Source organism: Allorhizobium borbori (assembly GCF_014196535.1).
Taxonomy (GTDB): Bacteria; Pseudomonadota; Alphaproteobacteria; order Rhizobiales; family Rhizobiaceae; genus Ectorhizobium; species Ectorhizobium borbori.
Genome location: NZ_JACIDU010000020.1, coordinates 57,982 through 79,738, shown reverse-complemented (window position 1 = coordinate 79,738; position 21,757 = coordinate 57,982). Strand labels below are relative to the sequence as shown.

Annotated in this window: 18 protein-coding genes; 10 read left to right on the top strand and 8 right to left on the bottom strand. The window is 59.9% G+C overall.

Annotated elements, in window-relative coordinates:
• Nucleotides 1–38: 38 nt before the first annotated feature.
• Together GGQ66_RS19865 and cbiB are read left to right on the top strand one after the other, a co-directional pair.
• Nucleotides 39–989, top strand: a complete 951-nt coding sequence (locus tag GGQ66_RS19865; RefSeq protein WP_183794910.1) for a sugar-binding transcriptional regulator — start codon at nucleotides 39–41, stop codon at nucleotides 987–989.
• A 32-nt stretch (nucleotides 990–1,021) separates the two neighbouring features.
• Entirely contained in the window at nucleotides 1,022–1,987 is a 966-nt protein-coding gene (gene cbiB / locus GGQ66_RS19860; RefSeq protein ID WP_183794908.1) for an adenosylcobinamide-phosphate synthase CbiB, read from the top strand.
• A gap of 7 nt (nucleotides 1,988–1,994) precedes the next feature.
• Here cbiB and GGQ66_RS19855 read toward each other — a convergent pair whose 3' ends face one another.
• Genes GGQ66_RS19855 through GGQ66_RS19845 form a run of 3 tightly spaced genes read right to left on the bottom strand, consistent with a single transcriptional unit; the run spans nucleotide 1,995 to nucleotide 5,347 of the window.
• Nucleotides 1,995–2,951, bottom strand: a complete 957-nt coding sequence (locus GGQ66_RS19855; RefSeq protein ID WP_183794905.1) for a glycoside hydrolase family 26 protein — start codon at nucleotides 2,949–2,951, stop codon at nucleotides 1,995–1,997.
• A 17-nt stretch (nucleotides 2,952–2,968) separates the two neighbouring features.
• Complete coding sequence (locus tag GGQ66_RS19850) at nucleotides 2,969–3,475, bottom strand: DUF995 domain-containing protein (protein ID WP_183794903.1); 507 nt, start codon at nucleotides 3,473–3,475, stop codon at nucleotides 2,969–2,971.
• Nucleotides 3,476–3,496: 21 nt separating this feature from the next.
• Nucleotides 3,497–5,347, bottom strand: a complete 1,851-nt coding sequence (locus GGQ66_RS19845; RefSeq protein ID WP_183794937.1) for a glycosyltransferase family 2 protein — start codon at nucleotides 5,345–5,347, stop codon at nucleotides 3,497–3,499.
• Between the two features lie 377 nt (nucleotides 5,348–5,724).
• On the opposite strand from GGQ66_RS19845, the gene GGQ66_RS19840 reads away from it, so the two are divergent.
• Nucleotides 5,725–6,078 carry a hypothetical protein gene (locus tag GGQ66_RS19840; RefSeq protein ID WP_210287343.1) on the top strand — a complete coding sequence of 118 codons (354 nt, stop codon included), beginning with the start codon at nucleotides 5,725–5,727 and terminating at the stop codon, nucleotides 6,076–6,078.
• A 6-nt stretch (nucleotides 6,079–6,084) separates the two neighbouring features.
• Here the strand turns inward: GGQ66_RS19840 and GGQ66_RS19835 are convergent, their stop codons facing one another.
• On the bottom strand, nucleotides 6,085–6,858 hold the full coding sequence (locus GGQ66_RS19835) for a helix-turn-helix transcriptional regulator (RefSeq protein WP_183794901.1): 774 nt from the start codon (nucleotides 6,856–6,858) through the stop codon (nucleotides 6,085–6,087).
• Nucleotides 6,859–7,675: 817 nt separating this feature from the next.
• Here GGQ66_RS19835 and GGQ66_RS19830 point away from each other — a divergent pair.
• The 6 genes from GGQ66_RS19830 (at nucleotide 7,676) to GGQ66_RS19805 (ending at nucleotide 16,765) form a co-directional block, all read left to right on the top strand.
• Nucleotides 7,676–8,692 (top strand): fibrinogen-binding protein, encoded by a 1,017-nt coding sequence (locus GGQ66_RS19830; protein WP_183794899.1) that lies wholly within the window; start codon nucleotides 7,676–7,678, stop codon nucleotides 8,690–8,692.
• Between the two features lie 111 nt (nucleotides 8,693–8,803).
• Entirely contained in the window at nucleotides 8,804–10,825 is a 2,022-nt protein-coding gene (locus GGQ66_RS19825) for a hypothetical protein (protein WP_183794897.1), read from the top strand.
• A 32-nt stretch (nucleotides 10,826–10,857) separates the two neighbouring features.
• Complete coding sequence (locus GGQ66_RS19820; protein ID WP_183794895.1) at nucleotides 10,858–13,146, top strand: type I secretion system permease/ATPase; 2,289 nt, start codon at nucleotides 10,858–10,860, stop codon at nucleotides 13,144–13,146.
• A 3-nt stretch (nucleotides 13,147–13,149) separates the two neighbouring features.
• On the top strand, nucleotides 13,150–14,502 hold the full coding sequence (locus tag GGQ66_RS19815; protein WP_183794893.1) for an HlyD family type I secretion periplasmic adaptor subunit: 1,353 nt from the start codon (nucleotides 13,150–13,152) through the stop codon (nucleotides 14,500–14,502).
• Between the two features lies 1 nt (nucleotide 14,503).
• Complete coding sequence (locus GGQ66_RS19810; protein ID WP_183794891.1) at nucleotides 14,504–15,034, top strand: hypothetical protein; 531 nt, start codon at nucleotides 14,504–14,506, stop codon at nucleotides 15,032–15,034.
• A gap of 108 nt (nucleotides 15,035–15,142) precedes the next feature.
• Nucleotides 15,143–16,765, top strand: a complete 1,623-nt coding sequence (locus GGQ66_RS19805) for a GNAT family N-acetyltransferase (RefSeq protein WP_183794889.1) — start codon at nucleotides 15,143–15,145, stop codon at nucleotides 16,763–16,765.
• Here the strand turns inward: GGQ66_RS19805 and ocd are convergent.
• Complete coding sequence (ocd, locus tag GGQ66_RS19800; RefSeq protein ID WP_183794887.1) at nucleotides 16,762–17,820, bottom strand: ornithine cyclodeaminase; 1,059 nt, start codon at nucleotides 17,818–17,820, stop codon at nucleotides 16,762–16,764. The genes GGQ66_RS19805 and ocd overlap by 4 nt on opposite strands.
• Nucleotides 17,821–17,878: 58 nt before the next feature.
• The gene (gene rocF, locus GGQ66_RS19795; protein ID WP_183794885.1) at nucleotides 17,879–18,799 is read right to left on the bottom strand and encodes an arginase; all 921 of its coding nucleotides are present in this window, start codon (nucleotides 18,797–18,799) and stop codon (nucleotides 17,879–17,881) included.
• 133 nt (nucleotides 18,800–18,932) lie between these two features.
• Between rocF and GGQ66_RS19790 the strand changes: the two genes are divergently transcribed.
• On the top strand, nucleotides 18,933–19,370 hold the full coding sequence (locus GGQ66_RS19790) for an Lrp/AsnC family transcriptional regulator (protein WP_183794883.1): 438 nt from the start codon (nucleotides 18,933–18,935) through the stop codon (nucleotides 19,368–19,370).
• Between the two features lie 3 nt (nucleotides 19,371–19,373).
• Here GGQ66_RS19790 and GGQ66_RS19785 read toward each other — a convergent pair whose 3' ends face one another.
• Together GGQ66_RS19785 and GGQ66_RS19780 are read right to left on the bottom strand one after the other, a co-directional pair.
• The gene (locus GGQ66_RS19785; RefSeq protein ID WP_183794880.1) at nucleotides 19,374–20,948 is read right to left on the bottom strand and encodes a D-aminopeptidase; all 1,575 of its coding nucleotides are present in this window, start codon (nucleotides 20,946–20,948) and stop codon (nucleotides 19,374–19,376) included.
• 21 nt (nucleotides 20,949–20,969) lie between these two features.
• Entirely contained in the window at nucleotides 20,970–21,683 is a 714-nt protein-coding gene (locus GGQ66_RS19780; protein WP_183794878.1) for an NAD-dependent deacylase, read from the bottom strand.
• Nucleotides 21,684–21,757 lie beyond the last annotated feature (74 nt).

The following is a 21,757-nucleotide window of genomic DNA, read 5'->3' as shown; positions in this document are numbered from 1 at the left end:
TGTTACGCCCGTGTGACATTTGATCGGGAGGGTGAAATTTGGATTTCGACCAGCTCATGGTGAGGGCGGCGTGGCTTTATCACGTCGAGGGCTTGACCCAGGCTCAGATCGCCGAACGGATGGACCTGACACGCCGCCGGGTGAACGAGCTTTTGGCCGCAGCCCTCGATCAGGGGGTCGTCCGGGTCAATTTCTCCACTCCGCTTGCCGAAAATATCGCGCTGGAAACCCGGCTTTGCGCGCGTTTCGGATTGGAGGAGGCCATTGTGACCTCCACGCCGGTTGATCCGAAGCAGATGCAGGCGGTGATCGGCCGCGCGACAGCCGGGTTTCTCGATCGGTTGATCCAGGTCCGCAAGCCCGCTTCCCTTGGTGTCGGCTGGGGAACAACGCTGAGGGAAACGGTGGAACAGATGACGCCGGCGAATGCGCCGGAGGTCAAGGTTCGTTCGATGATGGGGGCGCTTACGCGCGGTTCCGAAATCAACACATTCGAGATCGTGCGCCGTTTCGCCAAGGTGCTGGGCGGTGAATGCCATTACCTCGCCGCACCGATCTATGCCGACAGCGCCGCCTCTCGGGATGTAATCGTCGCTCAACCGGTGTTCCGGACGCTTCTGGAAGAGGCTGCGGCTGTCGATGTATCCTGTCTCAGTGTCGGCGACCTCAGTCATGAATCGCTGCAGGTCCGCTATGGCCTACCCTCGACACAGGTCATTGACGAGTTAAAGGAGGCCGGCGCGGTGGGCGACATTCTCGGTCGCTATCTCGACCGCGAGGGTGGGCTGGTCGATCACCCGATGAACCATCGGGTGATCTCGCTGGAATTAGAGGACTACCGCCGTATTCCATGCCGGATCATCGCTTCAGGCGGTGCCCACAAGCACAACACCCTGCACGCGGCGCTCAAGGCAAAGCTTGCAACTGCGCTGGTGACAGATGCGGATGCAGCCCGTTGGCTGCTGGCGCAAGGCGACGAACAGCGCTAGGAAGGCGCAGATTTCCTTTCCTGCCGGGTGCCATGGCCTTTTCGCTCGCTTTCATCGCCCTTCTCATCGAACGCGTCGCCGGCTATCCCGGCTGGCTTTTCGACGGTATCGGCCATCCCGTGACCTGGATGGGGTCGCTGATTGCCCGGCTTGACCGAAGCTGGAACAAGGATGCCGATGGCTTCGAGACCCGTCGCCGCTGGGGCGCGGCGGCATTAGTTGTCCTGCTCACGGTGACGGGTATTGCGGCCTGGTTTCTGGAAACGGCGTTGCTGGCGCTTCCCTTTGGCCTCGTCTTTGCGGGCTTTGCCGCCGCAAGCCTGCCGGCGCAAAAAAGTCTGGAAACGCACGTCATTGCCGTGGCCGTTGCGCTTGAGAGAGAGGGGATCGAAGGCGGTCGCCGCGCCGTATCCATGATCGTAGGGCGCGATCCCGATCAACTGGATGAAGCCGCCGTCTGTCGGGCCGCGATCGAAAGCCTTGCCGAGAGTTTTTCCGACGGCATAGCCGCGCCCGCCTTCTGGACCGCCATTGGCGGCCTCACCTGCGGCGCGATCTATAAGGCCGCCAATACCGCAGATAGTATGATCGGCCATAGAAGCGCGCGGTTCGAAGCCTTTGGCTGGGCCGCCGCGCGTTTCGACGATCTCATCAACCTGCCGGCTTCACGCCTGTCAGGTGTCCTGTTTCTGGTCGCCGCCAGCCTTGTGCCGGGCGCCTCGCCCGCCCGGGGCTGGCAGGCCATTCGCCGGGATGCTCACCACCATCGTTCGCCGAATGCTGGCTGGCCGGAAGCCGCGTTGGCAGGTGCGCTCGGCTTCGCGCTGGCGGGTCCGCGTTCCTACGGTGGCCAGATGATCGAGGCGACCTATATGGGCGAAGGCGGACGGCGGGACCTTTGCCCCGCCGACATTCGCCGTGCCGTTCGGCTCACCCGGCTTGCAAGCTGGTTGCTGATCGCCCTCTTCGGAGGCCTCGCGGTCCTGACGGCGACCTGAGGCAGTTTCAGACTGCCTCGCCCCGCACCACGCGCCAGTCTGGTCGGCCAAGATTGTAAGGCCACGGGTGAACCTCGCGGTCGTTGAAATAGACGACCTCGACCAGCCGGGGAAATTCGTCGTGGCGCGCTGTCACGGTGTCAATCCATGGCTGGATATAGGCGTTACCGCCCTCATAGCCGAGTTCGGCCACCCAGACCGGCTTCCCGTAATCTTGCACCCGATCATAACCTGGCTTCAGCTTCTCGACGAAATCCTGCGGCCCGCCATGAGCAATCCGGTCATAGCCTTCAAGCCCGAAAACGGAGAGGCCGACCTGATCGACATATTCGTCACCGGGATAGTATTCGCCGAGATTGGCGAGACCTTTCGGTGACCACATGCGCCCGACGCCCGGTGCTTCAGCCCGCGAAATGTCCATCATGCGGCGATAGGCGGTGATGTAGTCGCGCGGAGCCCAGCCCGCCCAGGAAAACCGGCCGGACGTGTCTTCCATTTCCTGACCCCAGCGCAGGATGGCCTTGCTTTGCATGCCGCCGATCAACCGGGCGATGGCCCGCATATTGGCGTCATACGCGCCAGCCAGAACCCTTTCGCGCAATTGCCCGGAGGTCAACCGCCAGCCCACGTCCCACGACCACGGCTCGACAGTGATCAGCAGGTCGCGGTTTCTTTGCAGCGCATAGGTATCTGCCGCCTTGAGCGATTCAAGATCGACATCCTCCCATGGCAGGAACAGGCCTTCGGTTGAAACGCTTGCCTGCGCGCCGAAATCGCCGTGCGGGTCGTAAGCGCCGAATTTCACGGCATTCGCATGAACGATGGGCCGCTTGTCGCGGATGGGTTGCGATGGATCGGCTGGTGCGCTTCCGCTGTTCTGGGCGCGCGAGGCTATGTATGAGCCGCCGACGACGAGCGAAGCCACTGCTCCCGCCGCGAAGGCTCTTCTCTTGACCCTGATCATGGTCTTTCTCCTTCCGGTCACTTTTTCATCATGCGTTGCTTGAGGTTCATGGCCTTGTCGCTCACCGGGTCGGCAGCGATCAGCTTGAGCGCTTCATCACCAGCCCGTTCCTTCGCGTGGCGGAAAACATACCAATGCCCGTTCGGGTAGCGGCGCTGGTAGATCGTGTTGCCGATCCGGACGTGGCCGAAGCAGGTTGCCCCGCCGCCCACGCCATCTGCCGCGTGCCACCAGGCACGAATGCAAAGTTTGCCGTTGTCATCAACATCCCAGCGCCCCTTTCCGTAGGACTCGCCACTCTTTTCCTTCACATAGGCGAGGAAACGGGAGTTTTCGGCGTTGAACCGTCCACCACCGGTCTTCCAGACCCAGGTCCGGTCGGCATAGAGCGACTTCAATTCCTTGGCAGTCAGTGGGTCAGTGTTTTTCCCGGCAGGTCCGGCAGCCATCGCCCAGACCGGCGACAGCAGCAGGAGGGCGAGTAGGGAGGTTACGCCACCCGACACTTTCGTTTTCGTTATCATTGCCCTCTCCTTTCTCTTCTCTCAGGCACGCGGTGCGAAACCGTTCAGACGGATCCGCAGTTTGGTAATTCGGTTCTGGCCACCGAAGCCGGCCCCGGCGACGGTGAATTCGCTATACGTGAAGCTGACAAGGTTCTGTCCGTTGCCCAGCGCCTCCAGCGCGCCAACGCCGTTTCGTCCGAGTTCGATGTTGCCGATGCCGAGCGCGAGAACCGACGCTGTCACGGCGGCGCCAAAGCCGGCATTGCGCGGCAGGGCGATCCAGCCGTTTTCACGGGCGTGGTGGATGACAATAAGTGCGGCACCGAGAGTATAGAGGATAACATTCAGCCATGCGAAGACATAGAAGCCGCGTGCCTGACTTTCGGCGGGGGCGAGAACCATCGCGCCCGCGGTCAGCCCAGCCAGCACGACGTAAGGTGCGATCAGGCGCACCGGGAGCAGCCGGGCCTGCTGACCGCCCTTCGGCGTAATGCGGAAATCGACAAAGCTGCGGGTGGCGACGTCGCGCACGGCGGCCAGACTTCCAGCCAGTGACCAGGGCCACCGCAGCAGCACGAAAACAATGCCTTCCCAGCCGAAAATCTTCGCATCGTGGGGCCGGTAGGTGCCGGTCGCCCGCCAGAACATGGCTAGCACGATCAGCACCAGCGAAACCGGCAGAAAGTGAAGCAGGAATTCCGGATACGTCACGGCAACGAGCGGCTTGCCGCCGATCAGCGGCACGAGCGGCAGGACGAAGGATAGCAGCATGAACAGGGAAAACAGGGGGTACCAGAGTTGCGAGAACAGGAACTGGAACTTCAGTCTTCCAGGCAGGCAAGCGACGAGCGGGCGCGAATACTGCAGCAGGATCGTCACGAGGCTGCGCGACCACTGGAATTCCTGAATGGCCAGATCGGCGAAAGTCTCCGGCCCGTCGCCATGGGCGATGGCATCAACAGCATGCACGCCGCGCCAACCGCCCGCATTCATCATCAGTGTCGTCGAATGGTCCTCGGCAAGTTCGGGCCCAAGCCCCCCGATTTCCTTCAGCGCTTTGGTGCGAACCGTGTAATGCGAGCCGATGCAAAGGGGTGCCCAGCCATTATTGTAGCCAAGCTGGAGGGCACCATGCATCGGCGCTTCGGCATAAAGCCGCCCGCGCGCCGACCAGCTTGATGCTGCATTCGCGTCGCAGATGCTGGGGGCCGAGACATAGCCCACGCCCGGATCGCAAAAGGGCTTCAACGCCTCGCGCAGATAATCCGGCTCGGGAACATGATCGGCGTCGAACTGCGCCACGAAATCATAGTTCTCATAGCCGTACCGATCGTAGAAATAGGCGAGATTGCCTTCCTTGCAGCGGGTGCGCCGGGGCCATTGTGAACGATGATAGTCCGCAACACCCTTGCGCGTCGAAATCCGCACCCCATGGTTCGCACACCAGGCCTTGGTCTCGTCGTCCGGATCTTCATCGGCCAGCCAAACATCGTGGGTCACCCCGCGCTGGACAAGCATTGCCGTCAGCGTTTTCCGTACAACGGCAAAAGGCTCGGAGGGCGCCTTGGTAACGACCATCGCCACCCGTCCCGCAGGCAAGGGAGCGTCGGGTCGAACCCGGCGGGCGCCAAGAAAGATGAGAATGAAATAGAGGGGGACGAGGCTGACCCAGGCAATGGCGAGCGTGACGACCGAATACCCCATCATTCCCACGATGTGGGAGTGGTCCAGCCACCAGATCCAGAACTGAAGAAGAGTCGCCAGCCACAAGGACAGGCCGAGACAATAGACAATCCGCTGACGTCCGGTAAAAACGGGCTCGAGAAAAGATGCGCCCGGATTCGGTGTATCACCTTGCGTGAGTTGGTCCCCCTCGTGGGAACCAGGCATATTATCCGAGAGCCTACGCATGACAGATGCCCCTCCTGCGCAACATCACGGCGTTCCCGTCAGCTAGAGCGGAACCGTCCTCCCCGGTTTGTATTGCGCCTTATGTGGTTCTATTCGCTTCATTACTGGAAAATTAAACGCCTCAACAACCGTAAATTCAATGTATTTATTTGAAATACGCACGATATTACTACAAATAATACGTTCGAATTACATAATATAACCCATTGTGATTATGGTATATCGGTAACATATATTTGGAAATTAAAGGGTCGGTAATTTGTTGATGGTAGCTTTTTCTCGAATCGTATTCCAATTCGGCTATGCGGCATGGTGCGCTTCAATCATACGAAATGAGTGCCGGAAGGAGTTCAGCATTGACGATCACGACCAGACAGCAGACTTTTTCTTCAACGGGCCATGGCCCTGGGCGCATTCTCGGGGTTGCGGCCCTTTTGGGCGCAGCAACTCTCTCCTCCTGCTCTTCCGTCAGCACGGCAAATATGACGGCGCTGACCGGCGAACCGCATCAACCTCGTGTCACGGTTGCGCGGAACGAAACAACACCGCGTGTGTTTGGCTACAGCACACCAGTCAAGCTGTCGCAGCCCGCTCCCGATCGTGCAAGCGATCCGATCGTCAAGCCGCGCAGGACAGCGTCACTGGGAAGCTCGCCCTATATCTGCTCTCCGAGCGGTTTCGGTCGAAAATCAACCTGTTTCCTGCGTTGAAGCGGATCAATGCCCCCGGTTGGGTTGGGGCGCCATTCGATCTGCATTGAAGAAGCGGGATGCGGCCTCCGTCCGGTTCCGAACGTGCATCTTCTTGTAGATGTTGCGGATGTGGACCTTGACGGTATTTTCCGACAGGTTCAGCCGGTCGGCGATATTCTTGTTCTGCGTTCCCTCGCACAGCATGTTGAGGATTTGCACCTCGCGGGTTGTCAAACCCATGCCGTCACTGCCGGGCCGCGACATAGCACCATCGAAGCGCGCGGCCTGATTGAACGAGGGATCGTATCGATTCGCCTGCCGAGAGGTTTCGCTATGCCGAAGCCGTTGCAAAAGAGCGGAAGGGAAATGCTCTCCCCCCTTTGCCAACAAATCGACCGCAGCAAGAAAGACGTCGAGCCTGAGATTGACAGGCAGGATACCTTCGATTTCGCGCGCCTCGACCAGCTCCCGGACATAGCGATCATCGAGGATCTGGGAACCGTCGGCCACGATGGCAACGGATGCGGTGTGGTTGGTCTTGCGGATGCGCTCGACGATTCCTGGCAAGGCGCCCGGCGCGATACGATAGAGAATGATGAGCCTTGCATTCCCCTCGTCCTCACCGGAAGTATCGCCGCCATGCAGCAAGACGTCCCATTCGGGGAATTTTCGCGAAAGTACCTCTGCCAGACATTCCGAAAACAGGTCGCATTCTGCGATCATCAGGATCGTGTTGCTGCCGAGCCCGCCGCTGAGCGAACGTGCGGCATCATTGAATAGAGATTCCGACATATACATCTATGCCTCCCTTGGCTGTTGTAGACGCTTGACTGGCTGCACAACGGGAAAGCCATGACGGACCGATAGACATTCAGGAATAACATCCTGCCCCCAGGATTAAGTCTTCATGCTAGGATGTCGGCTGTAAAAACAGACCTCCACAACATGCCACTCCCCCGGTAACGCGAGTGCTTTTTTCGCGGTGCACCGTGCTTGAAACACCTGAATGTCGACGGGCCCCAAGCCCCCCTCCTCCCTATTTATTGCTTAATTAATAGTTACTGTACTTCTAAAACTTCAGGTTGGAAATGACCTTTTCGGGCTAGGCTTTCTTGGCTGATCAGTTGAACCTGACGCAAACCTGAATATTTCCCTAAAATATCCATTCCGGAACGAGTCTTGCGTCGAAAATAACTTTGGCAGTGAACGCGCCCGGGCCGTTCCGACCGGGTGAGCATGACCCGTCAACATTCGTCGTTCTGCCTTGGGTGAGTAACCTCTTTTCGTGGCTATGAAGCCGGACTGTTTTGGTATTCAGTTGCTCCATCGGTCGCAACGGCCCGTTTTTGAAGTGTTTTGAGTTCAACGGGAACCGGAAAATCAGTCGTTTGCGCCCGGTCTCATGACGAAATGAAAAAGCAGGAAAGCCCCCGAAACAGCAATGTTCCGGGTCGGGACATCACGTTCAATAAATGCCCAAAAAACTCGAGCGCGGACGATTTGTACTTGCGGACGTCCGTTTACATCAACGATTACGGAGCGAGCGCGGAAAGATCCCATTCGAAATGTGAGGGATCCCGAAAAGCTGCTCCGGCTTTTTTCCGGAGGAACGACAATGGCTCACGACTACGATCCCAAGGGCTCTGACGAGACCACCAACACCACGAATGTCGGCGCTTTGGCCGATGGCTTCGCTAACAGCGCGATCAACTCGACCGAGGTCGATGACGGTTCGACCGGCTATGTTGGCGGCGTCGCCAACGGCGACAATCGCAACAACACCGACAGCAGCGTGGATGTCGATGTGGACGCCAAGCTTGATGTCGCAGTCGGCAACGGTGACAACCGTGACAACTCCTATGACTGGAGCTACGACGCCAAGTCCTACTCCAACACGGAAACCGACACCGACATCAAGACGGTGACAGACACGGACACCAAGACTGTGTCCGACAGCTTCAACTACTCGAATTCGGAAACGGATTACGACTGGAGCTATGACAGCAAGTCCTATTCCAACACGGAAACCGACATCAAGACGGTGACCGAGACGGACACGGATATCGACACCGACATCAAGACGGTGACGGAAACCTCGAACGCCACCACCACGACGACCGGCAGCTTCAACTCGGCCGATGCGGACAATGACTTCGCAACGCTCGATGACCTGAAGGACTTCGGTAATCTGGGCATCGCCGGTGGCGATCTTGCGTTCAACCTCGGCGACGACTTCTCCTTCTCGCTCGACGTTGACAACATTCTGAACGACTCGCTGAACGGCGCAGGCAATGATGCCGGTTTCAGCGCGGTTCAGGCCAATCACCTGGCCGATCAGGACATCGCCTATGATCTCCGGATGGAAAATGGCGGCGCCCAGAACCATCTGTCGGCCAATGGCGGCGGTGCGGACAGTGCCGAAGGCATGGAACTCGACGGAAAGACCTGGGATCTCAAGTCGGGCGATGATGTCTCTGGTGCAAGCACGGCGGATGCTTCGGCGATCCTTGCCAACTCGGGCTTCCATTTCGAATTCGTCCAGGGTGCAAACCTGCTGACGAACTCGATCGACAGCAGCGTCGTCGGCAACGATTCCAGCTACAGCAACGTCGGCGAAGACACCGACGCCTGACATCCATCCCGAAAGCAGAAGGGCTGCACCGGCCGCGTCCGGTGCAGCCTGACGGCATGAAGCCAGGACACCGCCATTGTCTCCAATGGCAGCCCGGCAGAGGAGGAGAGGATGCAAGTTGAGAGAACGTCCGCGATTATTGCGCATTTCATGGGCTATTTCGACGCCTTGACGGACGAGGCGCGCCTGCGCATCCACCATAATGACGGGCGGGTTCACGATGCGCCTGCCCTTCCCGACGATTTTCATGAACTGAGAGCGCCCAACTTCGCTTCGAACCTCACCCTTGAGGATTACGAACCAGATGTGAAATATCGCGCCCTGCCAGAGGATTTGACCTCGCCCCCGTTACGCAACGTGGCGGGACCTCACCTGTCGCGGCATCATAATGAAGCAGACGACGACTTTTCCGGCTCTCCCCGCCCACGCCGTGATAGTGCGCCCGGCACACCGGATACCGACGAAAAACTGGTCGTTTATGTCGGCCCCGGCTCGACCATTTCGCACATGGCCCAGGTCAATCTGCTTCAGGACGACGACCACCTCGACATGACCGGTGACCATTATGCGCGTCTCGACTTCGGCTTTACGGTCGAACGCGTTGCGGAGTATGCCGATAGTGCCTCCATCTACACTCCGTTTTCAGACTTCCATCGCACCGACAGCTACGAGGGCTTGACCGCGATCGCCGATGATGTGCGCGACTACGCCCATACGCTGACCGAAAACGAAACCACGGGCTTTGATGATGATGCGGCGGTTGATTTCGTAATGGCGGGTGAGGAAATTGAAGGGGTCTATATCAATGGCGAACTGGTCGATACCGCGCCGAAGCTCGACGATTTTCTGCCCGACCGGGGCTTGGCCGCCTCGCCGAAGGATCCCGCACCTACGGATGGCCCGCTTTCCGAGGTCGACGACGCAAAGGATGTGTTGACCGTCGAAGCCGGGGCCAATCTCGTCGCCAATATCGCGGCTTTCACGGATACCGGCATCATCTCACCGGTCATGAGCGTGATGGGTGACTATCACCAGATCGATGTCATCACACAGGCCTGGGTCTATAGCGACGATGATACGGTCGATCCCGCCTTTGCCACATCGACGGAAAAGGAAGCCGGAACGGTGGCGATGAACATTGCGAGTTTCAATCGCGACAGCTTCGTTACCCCGGATCAGGATGGGGGCGAGAACGTCAGCGGCTCGCCTCCGGTCTTCCCGCAATATTGGCGCGTAAGCGAAATCCAGGGCGACGTCTGTTTCGTGAAATGGATCGAGCAGTACAGCTTCGTCACCGATAATGACCGGTTGGTCGTGACCACTACGGGTACGGAAACGAGCGTTCTGACCGGCGGCAACACCGCAATCGATTTCGCGTCCTTCCTTGGTATTGCCAAGGCCTATGACCTCGTGATTGTCGGCGGCAATGTGCTCGACATGAACATCATCAGCCAGCTTGCCGTGCTCTACGACAATGACTGGGTGCTGGGTGCGGGCACCGCTGGCGCGGCGACCGCCTCGACCTCCGGTAACCTGCTCTGGAACCAGGCCTCGATCACCAATGTTGGGCTCAACGATCGGTTTGAGGATATGCCAGGTTACATGACCGCAGCACAGAACGCCATCGAGGCGCGGGACGCGGCCATGCCGGCAGGGCTCGGCACGGATCCGAACTTTGAAGGCCAGCAGGTTCTGGATGTCCTCTACATCACCGGCAACCTGTTCGATGTCACCTTTATCAAGCAGGTCAACATTCTCGGCGATGCCGATCACGTCACACAGGCGGCATCCGATTATCTGACGTCTGTCGGCGCCAATGCCACGGTCGAGATTTCCACCGGGGCCAACGCTGTCGTCAACATCGCCCAAATCGTCGATTACGACACGTTCGGCGCGACGACCTATCTCGCCGGCAATCTCTATTCGGACGCCGTTCTGATCCAGGGCGGCCTGATCGAACATGACGACACCATGCCTCAGGCGATGAACGGCCGACTGGCCAATGAAGTGATCGCATTTCTGGACAATGACAGCGATCCGGGTGGCTCGGATGACGCCGTTATAAACGGCGGCAACGATTATTCGTGGACGCTCGCCAGCCCGGCGGACGCCATGCAGACCGTTCTGGCCTGAAAAGACGAGAGAGAGAATGGGTGGGGAACGTCATGAATCAGTATTCGAAAAACGGGCTTCTCGGCACTACGTCGATTCCCGCCGGCAGCGGACGTCCATCCGACGCCGATGACGACGATCAACTGACGGAAGCCTGCATATCGGCGATCGACGCCGCCGTGGAGCGCCTGAAAACGCTCGCCGATACCCCGTCCTCGGACGGTCAGGTCGACACGCCGGAGCCGACGCCGATCGCCAGGGGAGCAAGCCCGGACGTAGACATCGCCACCGCCTCGCCCGGCCCCATACCCCTCACGGTCGTTCTGCCGGAGGTGCCATCTCCCGCGGCCGGGCAGCAGACGGTTGCCGTCTCGCCGCCTGCCGAGGTGAAGAAGACGCCGGACGCGGAACCTCTGGGCCGGACACGTTCCCGCGAGGGCGATCCGGTCCAACCCGCGCCGACAGTGCCCTTCGGCAGGACGATCGAGAGCGACAACGGGCCTATCCGCGAGAATGAGCGCCGGCCCCAGAATGGCGGCGGCGGGGGCGGTAACGCGCCGGAGGATGGTGGACGAGGCGGCGGCGGGGGCGGCGGAGGCGAAAACCGCGGCTTTCACAAGCGCAGTGGCCCGGTCAACTTTGCCGCCAGTCTCTCCCGCGCGCTGGCCGCCATGCGCCGCAACATGGCGGTGGTCATGCTCTTCACGATCGCCATCAACGTGCTGGTGCTGGCCATCCCGCTCTATCTCTTCCAGATTTCCGACCGGGTACTGACAAGCCGCTCCATCGATACATTGATCATGCTGACTGTGGCCGTGGTGGGCGCGATCCTGCTTCAGGCCTTTCTCGATTCCATTCGCCGTTTCATACTCATGCGAACGGCGGTTGAACTGGAAGTTCAACTGGGCGCACCCATCCTGAGCGCTGCGGCACGCGCCTCCCTGAACGGCAGTGGCAAGGACTACCAGACCCTGCAGGATCTCCAGCAGCTACGCTCTTTTCTAACGTCGGGAACGCTGATCTCCTTCCTCGATGCGCCGCTGATGCCGCTTTTCGTGCTGGTCGTTTATCTGGTCCATCCGCATCTCGGCATTATCATCATGTCCTGCTGCGTGACGTTGTTCATCATCGCCTGGTTCAACCAACGCTTCACCTCCCGCCCCTTCGCGGAAGCAAATGGCTACCTCACCCGCGCCAATTTTCATCTGGATTCCATGACCCGTAACTCCCAAATCATCAATGCACTCGCGATGATACCGGAAGCTGTTAAGATGTGGGGTCAGGAAACCTCCGGCTCGCTGAAGGCCCATGTGCAAGCGCAGGATCGCAACATCATGTTTGCCGGACTTTCCAAGGCTGCGCGCATGTTGACCCAGATCACCCTGCTTGGCTGGGGCGCGCATCTGTCGCTATCGGGTGAACTCACCGGCGGCATGGTGATCGCCGCCTCCATCGTTTCCGGCCGGGCACTCGCACCGGTGGAAGGCGCCATCGAAGGCTGGAACCAGTTCAACAAGTCGGCCGCCGCCTATGGCCGCATCCGCCAGCTTCTCGTCAACTCGCCGCTTAATTTCCCGCGCCTGCGCTTGCCGCATCCCGAGGGACGGCTCGATGTGGAGCGCATTCTCTTCGTGCCGCCGCCGCAGAAGAAGGTGATCCTCAACGGCATCTCGTTCTCGCTGCAAAAGGGGGAGTCGCTTGCCATCATTGGCAATTCCGGCTCGGGCAAGACGACACTCGGCAAGATGCTCGTCGGCTCCATCCTGCCAACCTCCGGCAATGTCCGCCTCGACCTCATGGACCTGCGCAACTGGGACCAGCGGCAGTTCGGCGAGTGCATCGGCTATCTGCCGCAGGACGTGCAGCTTTTCCCCGGCACGATCAAGGCCAACATCTGCCGCATGCGTGACGACGTGGAGGATCGTGAAATCTTCGAGGCAGCGACACTCGCCGATGTGCATGAGCTGATTGCGAGCTTTCCGCAGGGCTATGAAACCGTAGTCTCAGCCGATGGCTCGCCGCTTTCGGGTGGTCAGAAGCAGCGCATTGCGCTTGCCCGCGCCTTTTTCGGCAAACCGAAATTCGTGGTGCTGGACGAGCCGAACTCCAATCTCGACACGCAGGGCGAGGCAGCCCTTGCCCGCGCGCTCATTCATGCCAAGCGCCAGGGCATCACCACCGTCACGATCACCCAGCGCCCGGCGCTTCTGCAGGCGGTCGACAAGATCATGGTGCTGAAGGAAGGCACGGTCGCCCTGTTCGGCGAACGGGAAAAGGTTCTGAAGGCCCTGTCCGGCGGCAAGCCGGATGGCGGCCCCGCACCACGCATCGAAGGCAGGTAAACCATGGGCAAGGAACTCACGGCGACGAAAACGATTGCGGCGGAGACCGACTGGTATGTCGAGGTACCGCGCTCCATTCGCACCCACACCGTCATAGGTCTTTCCGTGCTGATGACCACCTTCGGCGGCTTCGGTTACTGGGCCGCGACAGCGCCGCTTGCCTCGGCCATCATCGCCCAGGGCAGCTTCGTTGCCACCGGCAACAACAAGATCGTTCAGCATCTCGAAGGTGGCATCATCAAGGATATGCGCGTGAGCGAAGGCGATGTGGTGAAGGAAGGCGACGTGCTTCTCACCCTCGACCAGACGGCGGCGCTTGCCAATGAGCGGGCATTGAAACTGAAGCTTCTACGGCTCGAGGCAGTGGTGGCACGGCTGCGAGCGGAAGCCGAGGGGGCCAAACAATTCAAGATGCCCGAACTCGTAATGAAATCAGCAAGCGATCCTGATGTCGCCTCGATCATTCAGGGACAGAACGTCATTTTCAACAGCAAGCGGGTTAAACTGGAAGAGCAGTTGAACCTGATCGAGAAGAACATCAAGTCGCTGGAATTCCGCAATGCCGGCTATCTCGGCCAGCGGGAAGCCTTCGACCGTCAACTTGCCCTTCTGACCGAAGAGCGCGACAGCAAGGCCAACCTGGTGAAGGTCGGCTATATCCGCAAGACCGACCTGATGGCCATTGAACGTGCCATGGCCGATGCCATGGGGGACATTTCCCGCCTTCAGGGCGAGGTGAACGAAGGTGAAGCGCAGATCGCCCGCTACCGTCAGGAGGCTGTGATCGCCGTCAATGCCAACCGTCAGGCCGCCCTCGATGCGCTCGATGCGGCCGAATCCGATCTTGATGGCGTGCGGGAGCAGATGCGCGAAGTTGCCGGCATTCTTGAGCGCACGGTCATTCGGTCTCCGGTCAGCGGCACGGTCGTTCGCGCCTATTACCATACGTCAGGCGGCGTCATCACCACCGGCAAGCCAATCATGGAAATCCTGCCGGCGGGCGTGCCGCTCATCATCGAAGCGCAGGTGTTGCGCACCTCCATCGATCAGATCCATGAAGGCCAGACGGCAGCGATCCGCCTTTCGGCGCTGAACCGCCGCACGACACCAGTGCTGAATGGCCGGGTCTTCTACGTCTCCGCCGACAGTATCGAGGAAGGTTCTGCCGTTGCGCCCAAGGATGTCTATATCGTGCGTGTGCAACTGACCGACGATGAAGTGCATCGGGTTCACGGTTTCCACCCCGTACCGGGCATGCCGGCGGATGTGCTGATCCAGAATTCGGAGCGCACCTTCTTCGAATATCTGTCAAAACCGGTGATGGACAGCATGTCCCGCGCCTTCAAGGAGCGCTGACATGCTGTCAACCGACACAGGTGCCGCCGCTTCCCCTCCGGTTGCCAACATGCAGGATGTTCTTGTCCGCGTCGGGCAGTTGAACTACGTCTGGACGAACACCGAAAGCCTGCTCATCTACGTGACCGCCCACCTCCTGAAGATCGACAAGGAGGCGGCAATCATCATCTTCCTGACGCTCAACACCACCCGCGCGCGTATCGATCTCGTGGAACGTCTGGCCAAGCGTCATACGGTATCCGACGCTGACCGTACGGCGGTTCTGTCTGCGATGGGGCGGCTGAAGCGTCAGGCCAAGGTGCGCAACAAGTATAATCACAGCATCTACTCCCACGACGGGAATGGCCGGATCTCCGGCACCCAGCTCATGCGGCTTGTCGAAACTGATCGCGCCATTCTCTATGGCAAGGAGGAGCGTCTGGATGCCCGCGAGTTGCGTGAACTGGAACGCGCCATCACGGAAATTGCCGCCATCAGCGAGGCGCTCTGGGCTTTCATTCGCGCCAGCGATCATCTGCGCGGGCTGGTGTAACCCCATCAGGCAGCGCCATTTCACCCGTTCCGGTCATATCTGGGCGGCTATGATTTGATTAGCATCAGTTTTGCAGCCGTATCGCAGTATCGTGTTCGGGAGGGAAAGATGCGGGTAGATGTGATCGATACGCCGGAGGGATTGGCGGGACTTCGCGAGGAATGGGAGCACATTTTCGCGGCGGACCCAGAGGCGCAACATTTTCTTTCGCATGGCTGGATCAGCCGTTATCTGGCAAAGAGGCGGCGCTGGTTCGTGCTGGCTCTGCGCCCCTCGGAAGGCGCTCCCGCCATCGCGCTCTTTCCTTTGCGAATGCAAAGCCGGCAGGATGCCGATGGCCGGTTCTTCGACGAGATCATCATGGCCGGCAATTACGCCGCCGACTATACTGGGTTCATTGCCCTGCCCGCTATCGCCGAAATCGCGGCCCGCGCCTTTGCGGCCTGGCTCTGCCGCCAGAACTGGACTCAGATCAAGTTCGACTATCTCGGTGGCAGCGCGGCCCGCACAGTAGCCCTTCTCGGCGCCATGGAGGGGCCGGGGGTGAAATTCCGTCGCAACGCGCCGCGCAACGAGCAGAACATCGATAACACCATCTGCCCCTATATCGCTCTGCCCGATACGTTCGAGGCCTATCTGGAAAACCACCTGAGCAGCCAGACGCGCCAGAAGATGCGGCGCTTCCTGCGCAAACTCGATGGTGTGGAGTACCGCATCACCCGCGCGACACCGGAAACAATCGAACGCGATCTCGATATACTTTTCAATTTCTGGCGCATCCGCTGGACGCCAGTCAAGGGCGAGGAGAAAACCGAAAAGCTGATCGTCATGTCCCGGCGGATGCTGGAGGATTGCTTTACCGATGGGGATCTGGATGTGCCGGTGCTGTGGGCCGGCGAACGGCCACTGGGCGCGCTTGCCAACATTCTCGACCGTAAGAAAAAGCTCGTCCTCTTCTACATCACCGGGCGTGACGAGGAATGGAAATTGCCGCCACCCGGCCTGATGCTGCATGGCGATGCGATCCGCAAGGCGATTGCCGAGGGCTACCGGGTCTATGATTTCCTGCGCGGCAATGAACCCTATAAATATGCATTCGGGGTTGAGGAGCGGCGCATTTCCTGCGTGCTGACGAAGCGAGAGAGCGGCAGAAAGGCCGGCATACCGCTGCATCCGTGGAGCATTCGCCCTGTTTACGAACAGGCACTGGGTTTCTATCATAAAGGCCGCAAGACCGAGGCCGAGATTGCCTTTTCGCAGATTCTGGAGGTTCAGCCTGCGCATGGCGGCGCGGCATTCGGGTTCGCAAACCTGCAATTTGAAAAGAGAGACTTTGCCAAGGCAGAAAGCATCTATCGTGCACTTCTGCAGCGGGGCGAACCACCCGTCCCCATCCTGTCACGCCTGGGCGATCTCCTCATTGCCACGCGTCGGTTCGATGAGGCGGCGGAAACCTATGCTGATATCTGCTGCGTTTCGCCTGAAAATACCGAGGCGCGCTACAAGCAGGGGGTAGCGCTTCTGGCCGATGGGGAACGTGAGAAGGCGGCTGCCGCCTTCTCGATTGCAGCCGATAACAAATCGGGTCTGCCCGAGCATGCCTACCACGCCGACAAGGCGAAGAAGGCTCTGGCGCGCCTGATTTTCTCTCAGGCGAAGGCCCCCGCGCCGCCCGTCTTTCCCCGCGATTTCCACGGATTGGCGGATGGCGTGAGGCCCGTCCTGCATTAAGCCGCCTTCTGCGCCGCCTCGGCGCGGATGAGCATGCCGAAAAGGTCACGCGGCTCGTCGGGATCGGCCACGAGGTCGAGATCCTGATAGAGTCCGGTTTCCTTCAGCAGCGAATGGACGAAGCGCAGCGCGGAAAAATCTTCTGTGGCAAAGCCGACGCTGTCGAACAGCGTGATGCGCCGGTCGTCACGGCGACCTTCCGCTTCTCCGTTAATGACCTGCCAGAGTTCCGTCACCGGATAATCCGGCGCGAGCTGCTGGATTTCACCTTCGATGCGGGTCTGCGGCGGATACTCAACGAAAATATCGGAGCGCAGCAGAATGTCGCGCGCCAGTTCCGTCTTGCCGGGGCTATCGCCGCCAACCGCATTGATGTGAACGCCGGGACCGGCCATGTTGTCGGAAAGAATGGTGTTCTGGCGCTTGTCGGCGGTCACGGTGGTGATGATATCCGCCCCTTCCACCGCTTCCTCGGCTGTCTTGCAGGCAACGATTTCGAAGCCGAAAGCAGACAGGTTGCGGCGGCACTTTTCAGTTGCGGCGGCATCGAGATCATAAAGGCGCAGGCGCTTGATACCAAGCAGGGCCTTGAAAGCCATGGCCTGGAATTCGCTCTGCGCGCCGTTGCCGATGATGGCCATGACGCTGGCATCCTTGCGGGCGAGATATTTTGCAGCAACGGCCGAGGTGGCGGCGGTACGTAATGCCGTCAGCAGCGTCATTTCGCTGAAAAGCATGGGATAGCCAGTGTGCACATCAGCCAGAACGCCGAAGCCAGTCACGGTCTGGCGGCCTTCCTTCATGTTCTTCGGATGGCCGTTCACATATTTGAAGCCGTAGAGATCACCGTCCGAGGTCGGCATCAGTTCGATCACGCCTTCCGCCGAGTGGCAGGGCACGCGCTCGCGCTTGTCGAATTGCGGCCAGCGGCGGAAATCAGCCTCGATGGTGTCGGCGAGGCCCTTCAGGAACGGCTCGATGCCGATCTTCAGGACCAGTTTCATCATGTTGTCCACGCTCACGAACGGAACGGTGTTGAGGCTGGCGGTGGTCATCTTATGTTCCCTCTTTTCGTTTCGAATTTCAGTTGACAGGCGTTATCACGCCAAAGATTCAGCCGGCGCGTGTCATACGGTCGAGTACGCTGCGGCCCATGAGACTGGCGGCGAGATCGACCATCAAAAGGGCAGTGCGGCCACGCTCATCGAGAAACGGATTGAGTTCCACGAGATCGAGGCTCGAAACCAGCCCACTGTCATGCAGCATTTCCATCACGAGATGCGCCTCCCGGAAGGTCGCGCCTCCCGGAACGGTGGTTCCGACCGCGGGCGCAATCGCCGGATCAAGGAAATCGACATCGAGGCTGACATGCAGCAGGCCATTGGCGGCCTTCACCTTTTCGATGAAGGCGCGGATCAATACGCCCACGCCGTGTTCATCGACGGCACGCATGTCATGTACGGCGACGGCGGTCTGGCGGATTGCGGCGCGCTCGGCCGGATCCGCACTGCGAATGCCGAGCATCGCGACGTTTTCGGTAGGCACGGGATGCGGAACCGGCGGGAAATAGCCGGAAAAACCGGAGCGACCGGTGAAGTAGGCAACCGGTGTACCGTGCAGATTGCCGCTTTCGGTCGTATCCAGCGTATGAAAATCGGTGTGGGCGTCGAGCCAGAGCACGAAGAGCGGACGCCCAAGTGCCGAGGCACGGGCCGCCATACCGCGCACAGTGCCGGCTGACAGCGCATGATCGCCGCCGAGAAAGATCGGCATGGCGCCATCGCTCTCGCGGAAGGCGGCATCCGAAAGCGCTTCCAGCCAGCCGGCAATTTCCGGCAGGTGGTGGATGGCACGGTTGGGATGGATAAGCGGACGCGGCGTGCGCGGCGCGACATTGCCGCAATCGATTACGGTGTGACCAAGACTGCTCAGCGCCCTGGCAATGCCAGCGACGCGCAACGCGGACGGCCCCATCTCGCAACCAAGTTGGCTCGCACCTTCCTGAAGCGGAACACCGATCAAACGCACATCCATGTCGCATCCTCGCCGACTTGAAATTTGTCAGCTTATTGGACCATGACGCCGTGGCGGAATGAACACTAAATATTGGCAAATAAAACCGAATGACTTATCATTTTGAGCAATTCAGTTTTTCAATGTGATTTCCATGGACGAGCTCGACACGAAGCTCATTACGCTTCTGAGGCATAATGGCCGACGCAGTATCTCCGATCTTGCCATCGAAACCGGCGCGTCACGCGCCACTGTTCGGGCACGAATCGAGAAAATGGAGAAGGAGGGCACGATCCTCGGCTACACCGTGATCCTGCGCGCAGACACCGTTGAACTCCCGGTGCGCGGCATCATGCTGATCGAGATCGAAGGCCATGGCACTGAACGTATCATCCGCGCGCTCGGCAATTATCCGGAGATTTCGGAAATCCACACCACCAACGGGCGCTGGGATCTGATCCTGGAACTTGGCGCGACAAGCCTCGCCGAATTCGACGCCGTGCTGCGCCGTATCCGCCTCATCCCCGGCATCACCTCCAGCGAAACGAACCTGCTTCTGTCATCACCCCGCTCGGCGCGCGCAAGGCTTTGAGCGTCATACCCGCTCAAAGACGTTGTGGCGGGCAAGCCAGCAGCCGGCTTCGATCCCGCTAACGCGGCCAGCGGCATTTCGCCGAACCAGCAGCGTGAAATCACCGGGCGCGGGCGCATCCATCGATCGTCGCACCGGCATAAGCCAGACATCCGGTGAAACTGGAAAGAGCGGCTGTACCGCCCCCTTTCCGAGAAAGCCGGAAAAAGCGGCGAAGGGCTGGCCGCCGGAAACGGTAATCTCCAACTCGGATTGAAGTTCGGGTGCGATATAGCGTCCGGCAATGTCGTCGGGACTGACAAGGCTTTCATCCGGCAAGGTTTCAAGCGGCTGCAGCAGGGAGGAGAAATTCTCCTGCGGGCGCTCCATGCGCAGACCTGCGCCGCCGGTGAGCAGAAGGGTGTGATCACCGCCCGCCGTCTTTTCATCGAGCAGGTTGAGGATTTCCGCTCCCGTGCCGTACCGCAGATGCAGGCTGCTTCCCGGCAGGGGCGTCAGCGTTACCGAAAGCCCGGTCTCGCGACAAAGGAAGTGTCCCTTGAACGCCTGATCGGCCAGGTGTGGTTCGCCCGGAACGGACGCCGAACCGCGGGCGGCATCAAGAACCGCGAAAGCCGCTGCCCGGGCATTGGCTTCATGGTTGAACATGACGACGACCGACAGCCGTTCAGAGGGTACATGAACCCGATGGCAGCGCCAGCCACGTAACGCGCCGCCATGACCTATGGTGTGAACGCCATGATGTTCCGCGTGGGCAAGGCCGAAACCGTAATAGGCCGGGTTACCATCTGCGAAGGTCTGCGGTTGCGAAAGGCGCGCATAGAGCCCGTCTGCTTCGTCGCGGGTCCGGTCGATGAATTTTTCCCAGGCGATGAGATCGTCAAGGCTGGCGACCATACCGGCGTCTCCTGCCCACCAGATGCGGTTGATGGCGGGAAAAAAGCCGGTGGTGGCGTTGCCTTCATAGCCCATCACATCACCGGGGCGTTGCGCCGTATCCGGCGCGAGGCGCGCGCTTTCCATGCCGGCGGGCGCCAGAATACGCTCTGACAGCAGTTCACCGAGATCGCGTCCGGCGCGCCCGGCGAGAATTTCGCCAAGCATATGGAAATTGCCGTTCGAGTAGGAATAGCTATGGCCGGGCGCAAAATGGGTCGAGCGAGTCCGTCCGATCAGTTCACGCGCATCCTTTGCGGTAAAAACACCTTCGGCCATCGCGCCGTGCAACACCGTCAGCGCCCAGTAGTCGCGCAGGCCTGACTGGTTATGCGCGAGTTGCAACGCGGTTGGACGCGGCCCTTCCATGAGCGGCAACCAGGCGGTCAGGTCACCATCAAGCACGGAAGGGTCCGGGAAGAGGTCTAGCATCAGGCCGCAGGTGAACTGTTTGGTCACCGAGCAGATCGGCATCAGGCTTTGCGGCGACATGAGAATGCGCCTGTCGAGATCGGCATAACCCCAGGCATGACGAACAATCGTTTCACCGTTGCGGATCACGGCGACGGCGCCGCCCGGTCCCCGCCATTGCACGGGAAGAGCAGCAACGGCCCGGTCTATCTGCGAAAATGTCTGCGGCATGGAAATTGTCCTGTGGCGGGGTCAGGGATACGGTTTGGCGATGAGGCGGTTGACGAAGTCGGGAACGGTTTCGCTCGCCCGGCCTTCGATGATCGTGTCGAAATGACCGCCGGAAGCTTCGAGATTCAGTTCCACCGTCCATGCGCCAGCCTGCTTGGCTTCACGCACGAAACCGGCGGCGGGATAGACCGTGCCCGATGTGCCGATCGAGAGGAAGAGGTCCGCGACCGCCAGGGCGTCGAAAATCTCCTCCATGAAATAGGGCATTTCGCCGAACCACACGACATCGGGACGGACCTTGCCGACTTCGGTGCAAACCGGGCAGCGACTCGCTTCGTCCATGTCGCCCTCGTGGGGAAAGCGCGCGCCGCAACCGGCACAGAGCCCGCTATTCAGCGCCCCGTGCATGTGACGCAATTTCCGCGAACCGGCACTTTCATGAAAACCGTCAATATTCTGTGTGACCAGAAGGAAACCGCCCGGCCATTCCTGTTCCAGCCGTGCCAGCGCCAGATGGGCGGCGTTCGGTGCGCGGCTTGCGGCCTCACGGCGACGCATGTTGTAGAATTCATGGACGAGCGCCGGATCCTGCCGGAAGCCTTCGGGTGTCGCAACGCGGCGATAATCGTATTTGGCCCAGATGCCCGAAGGATCACGAAAGGTATCGAGACCTGATTCGGCGGAGATCCCCGCCCCTGTCAGGATAACGATATTCCGCTCTTTGAACTGCTGCATGCCGCTTCCCCGGTCGAACGCTTCCGGGCGACTCTACACGCCCGGTCCCCGATTTGGAAATGGTCGGCAGGCGT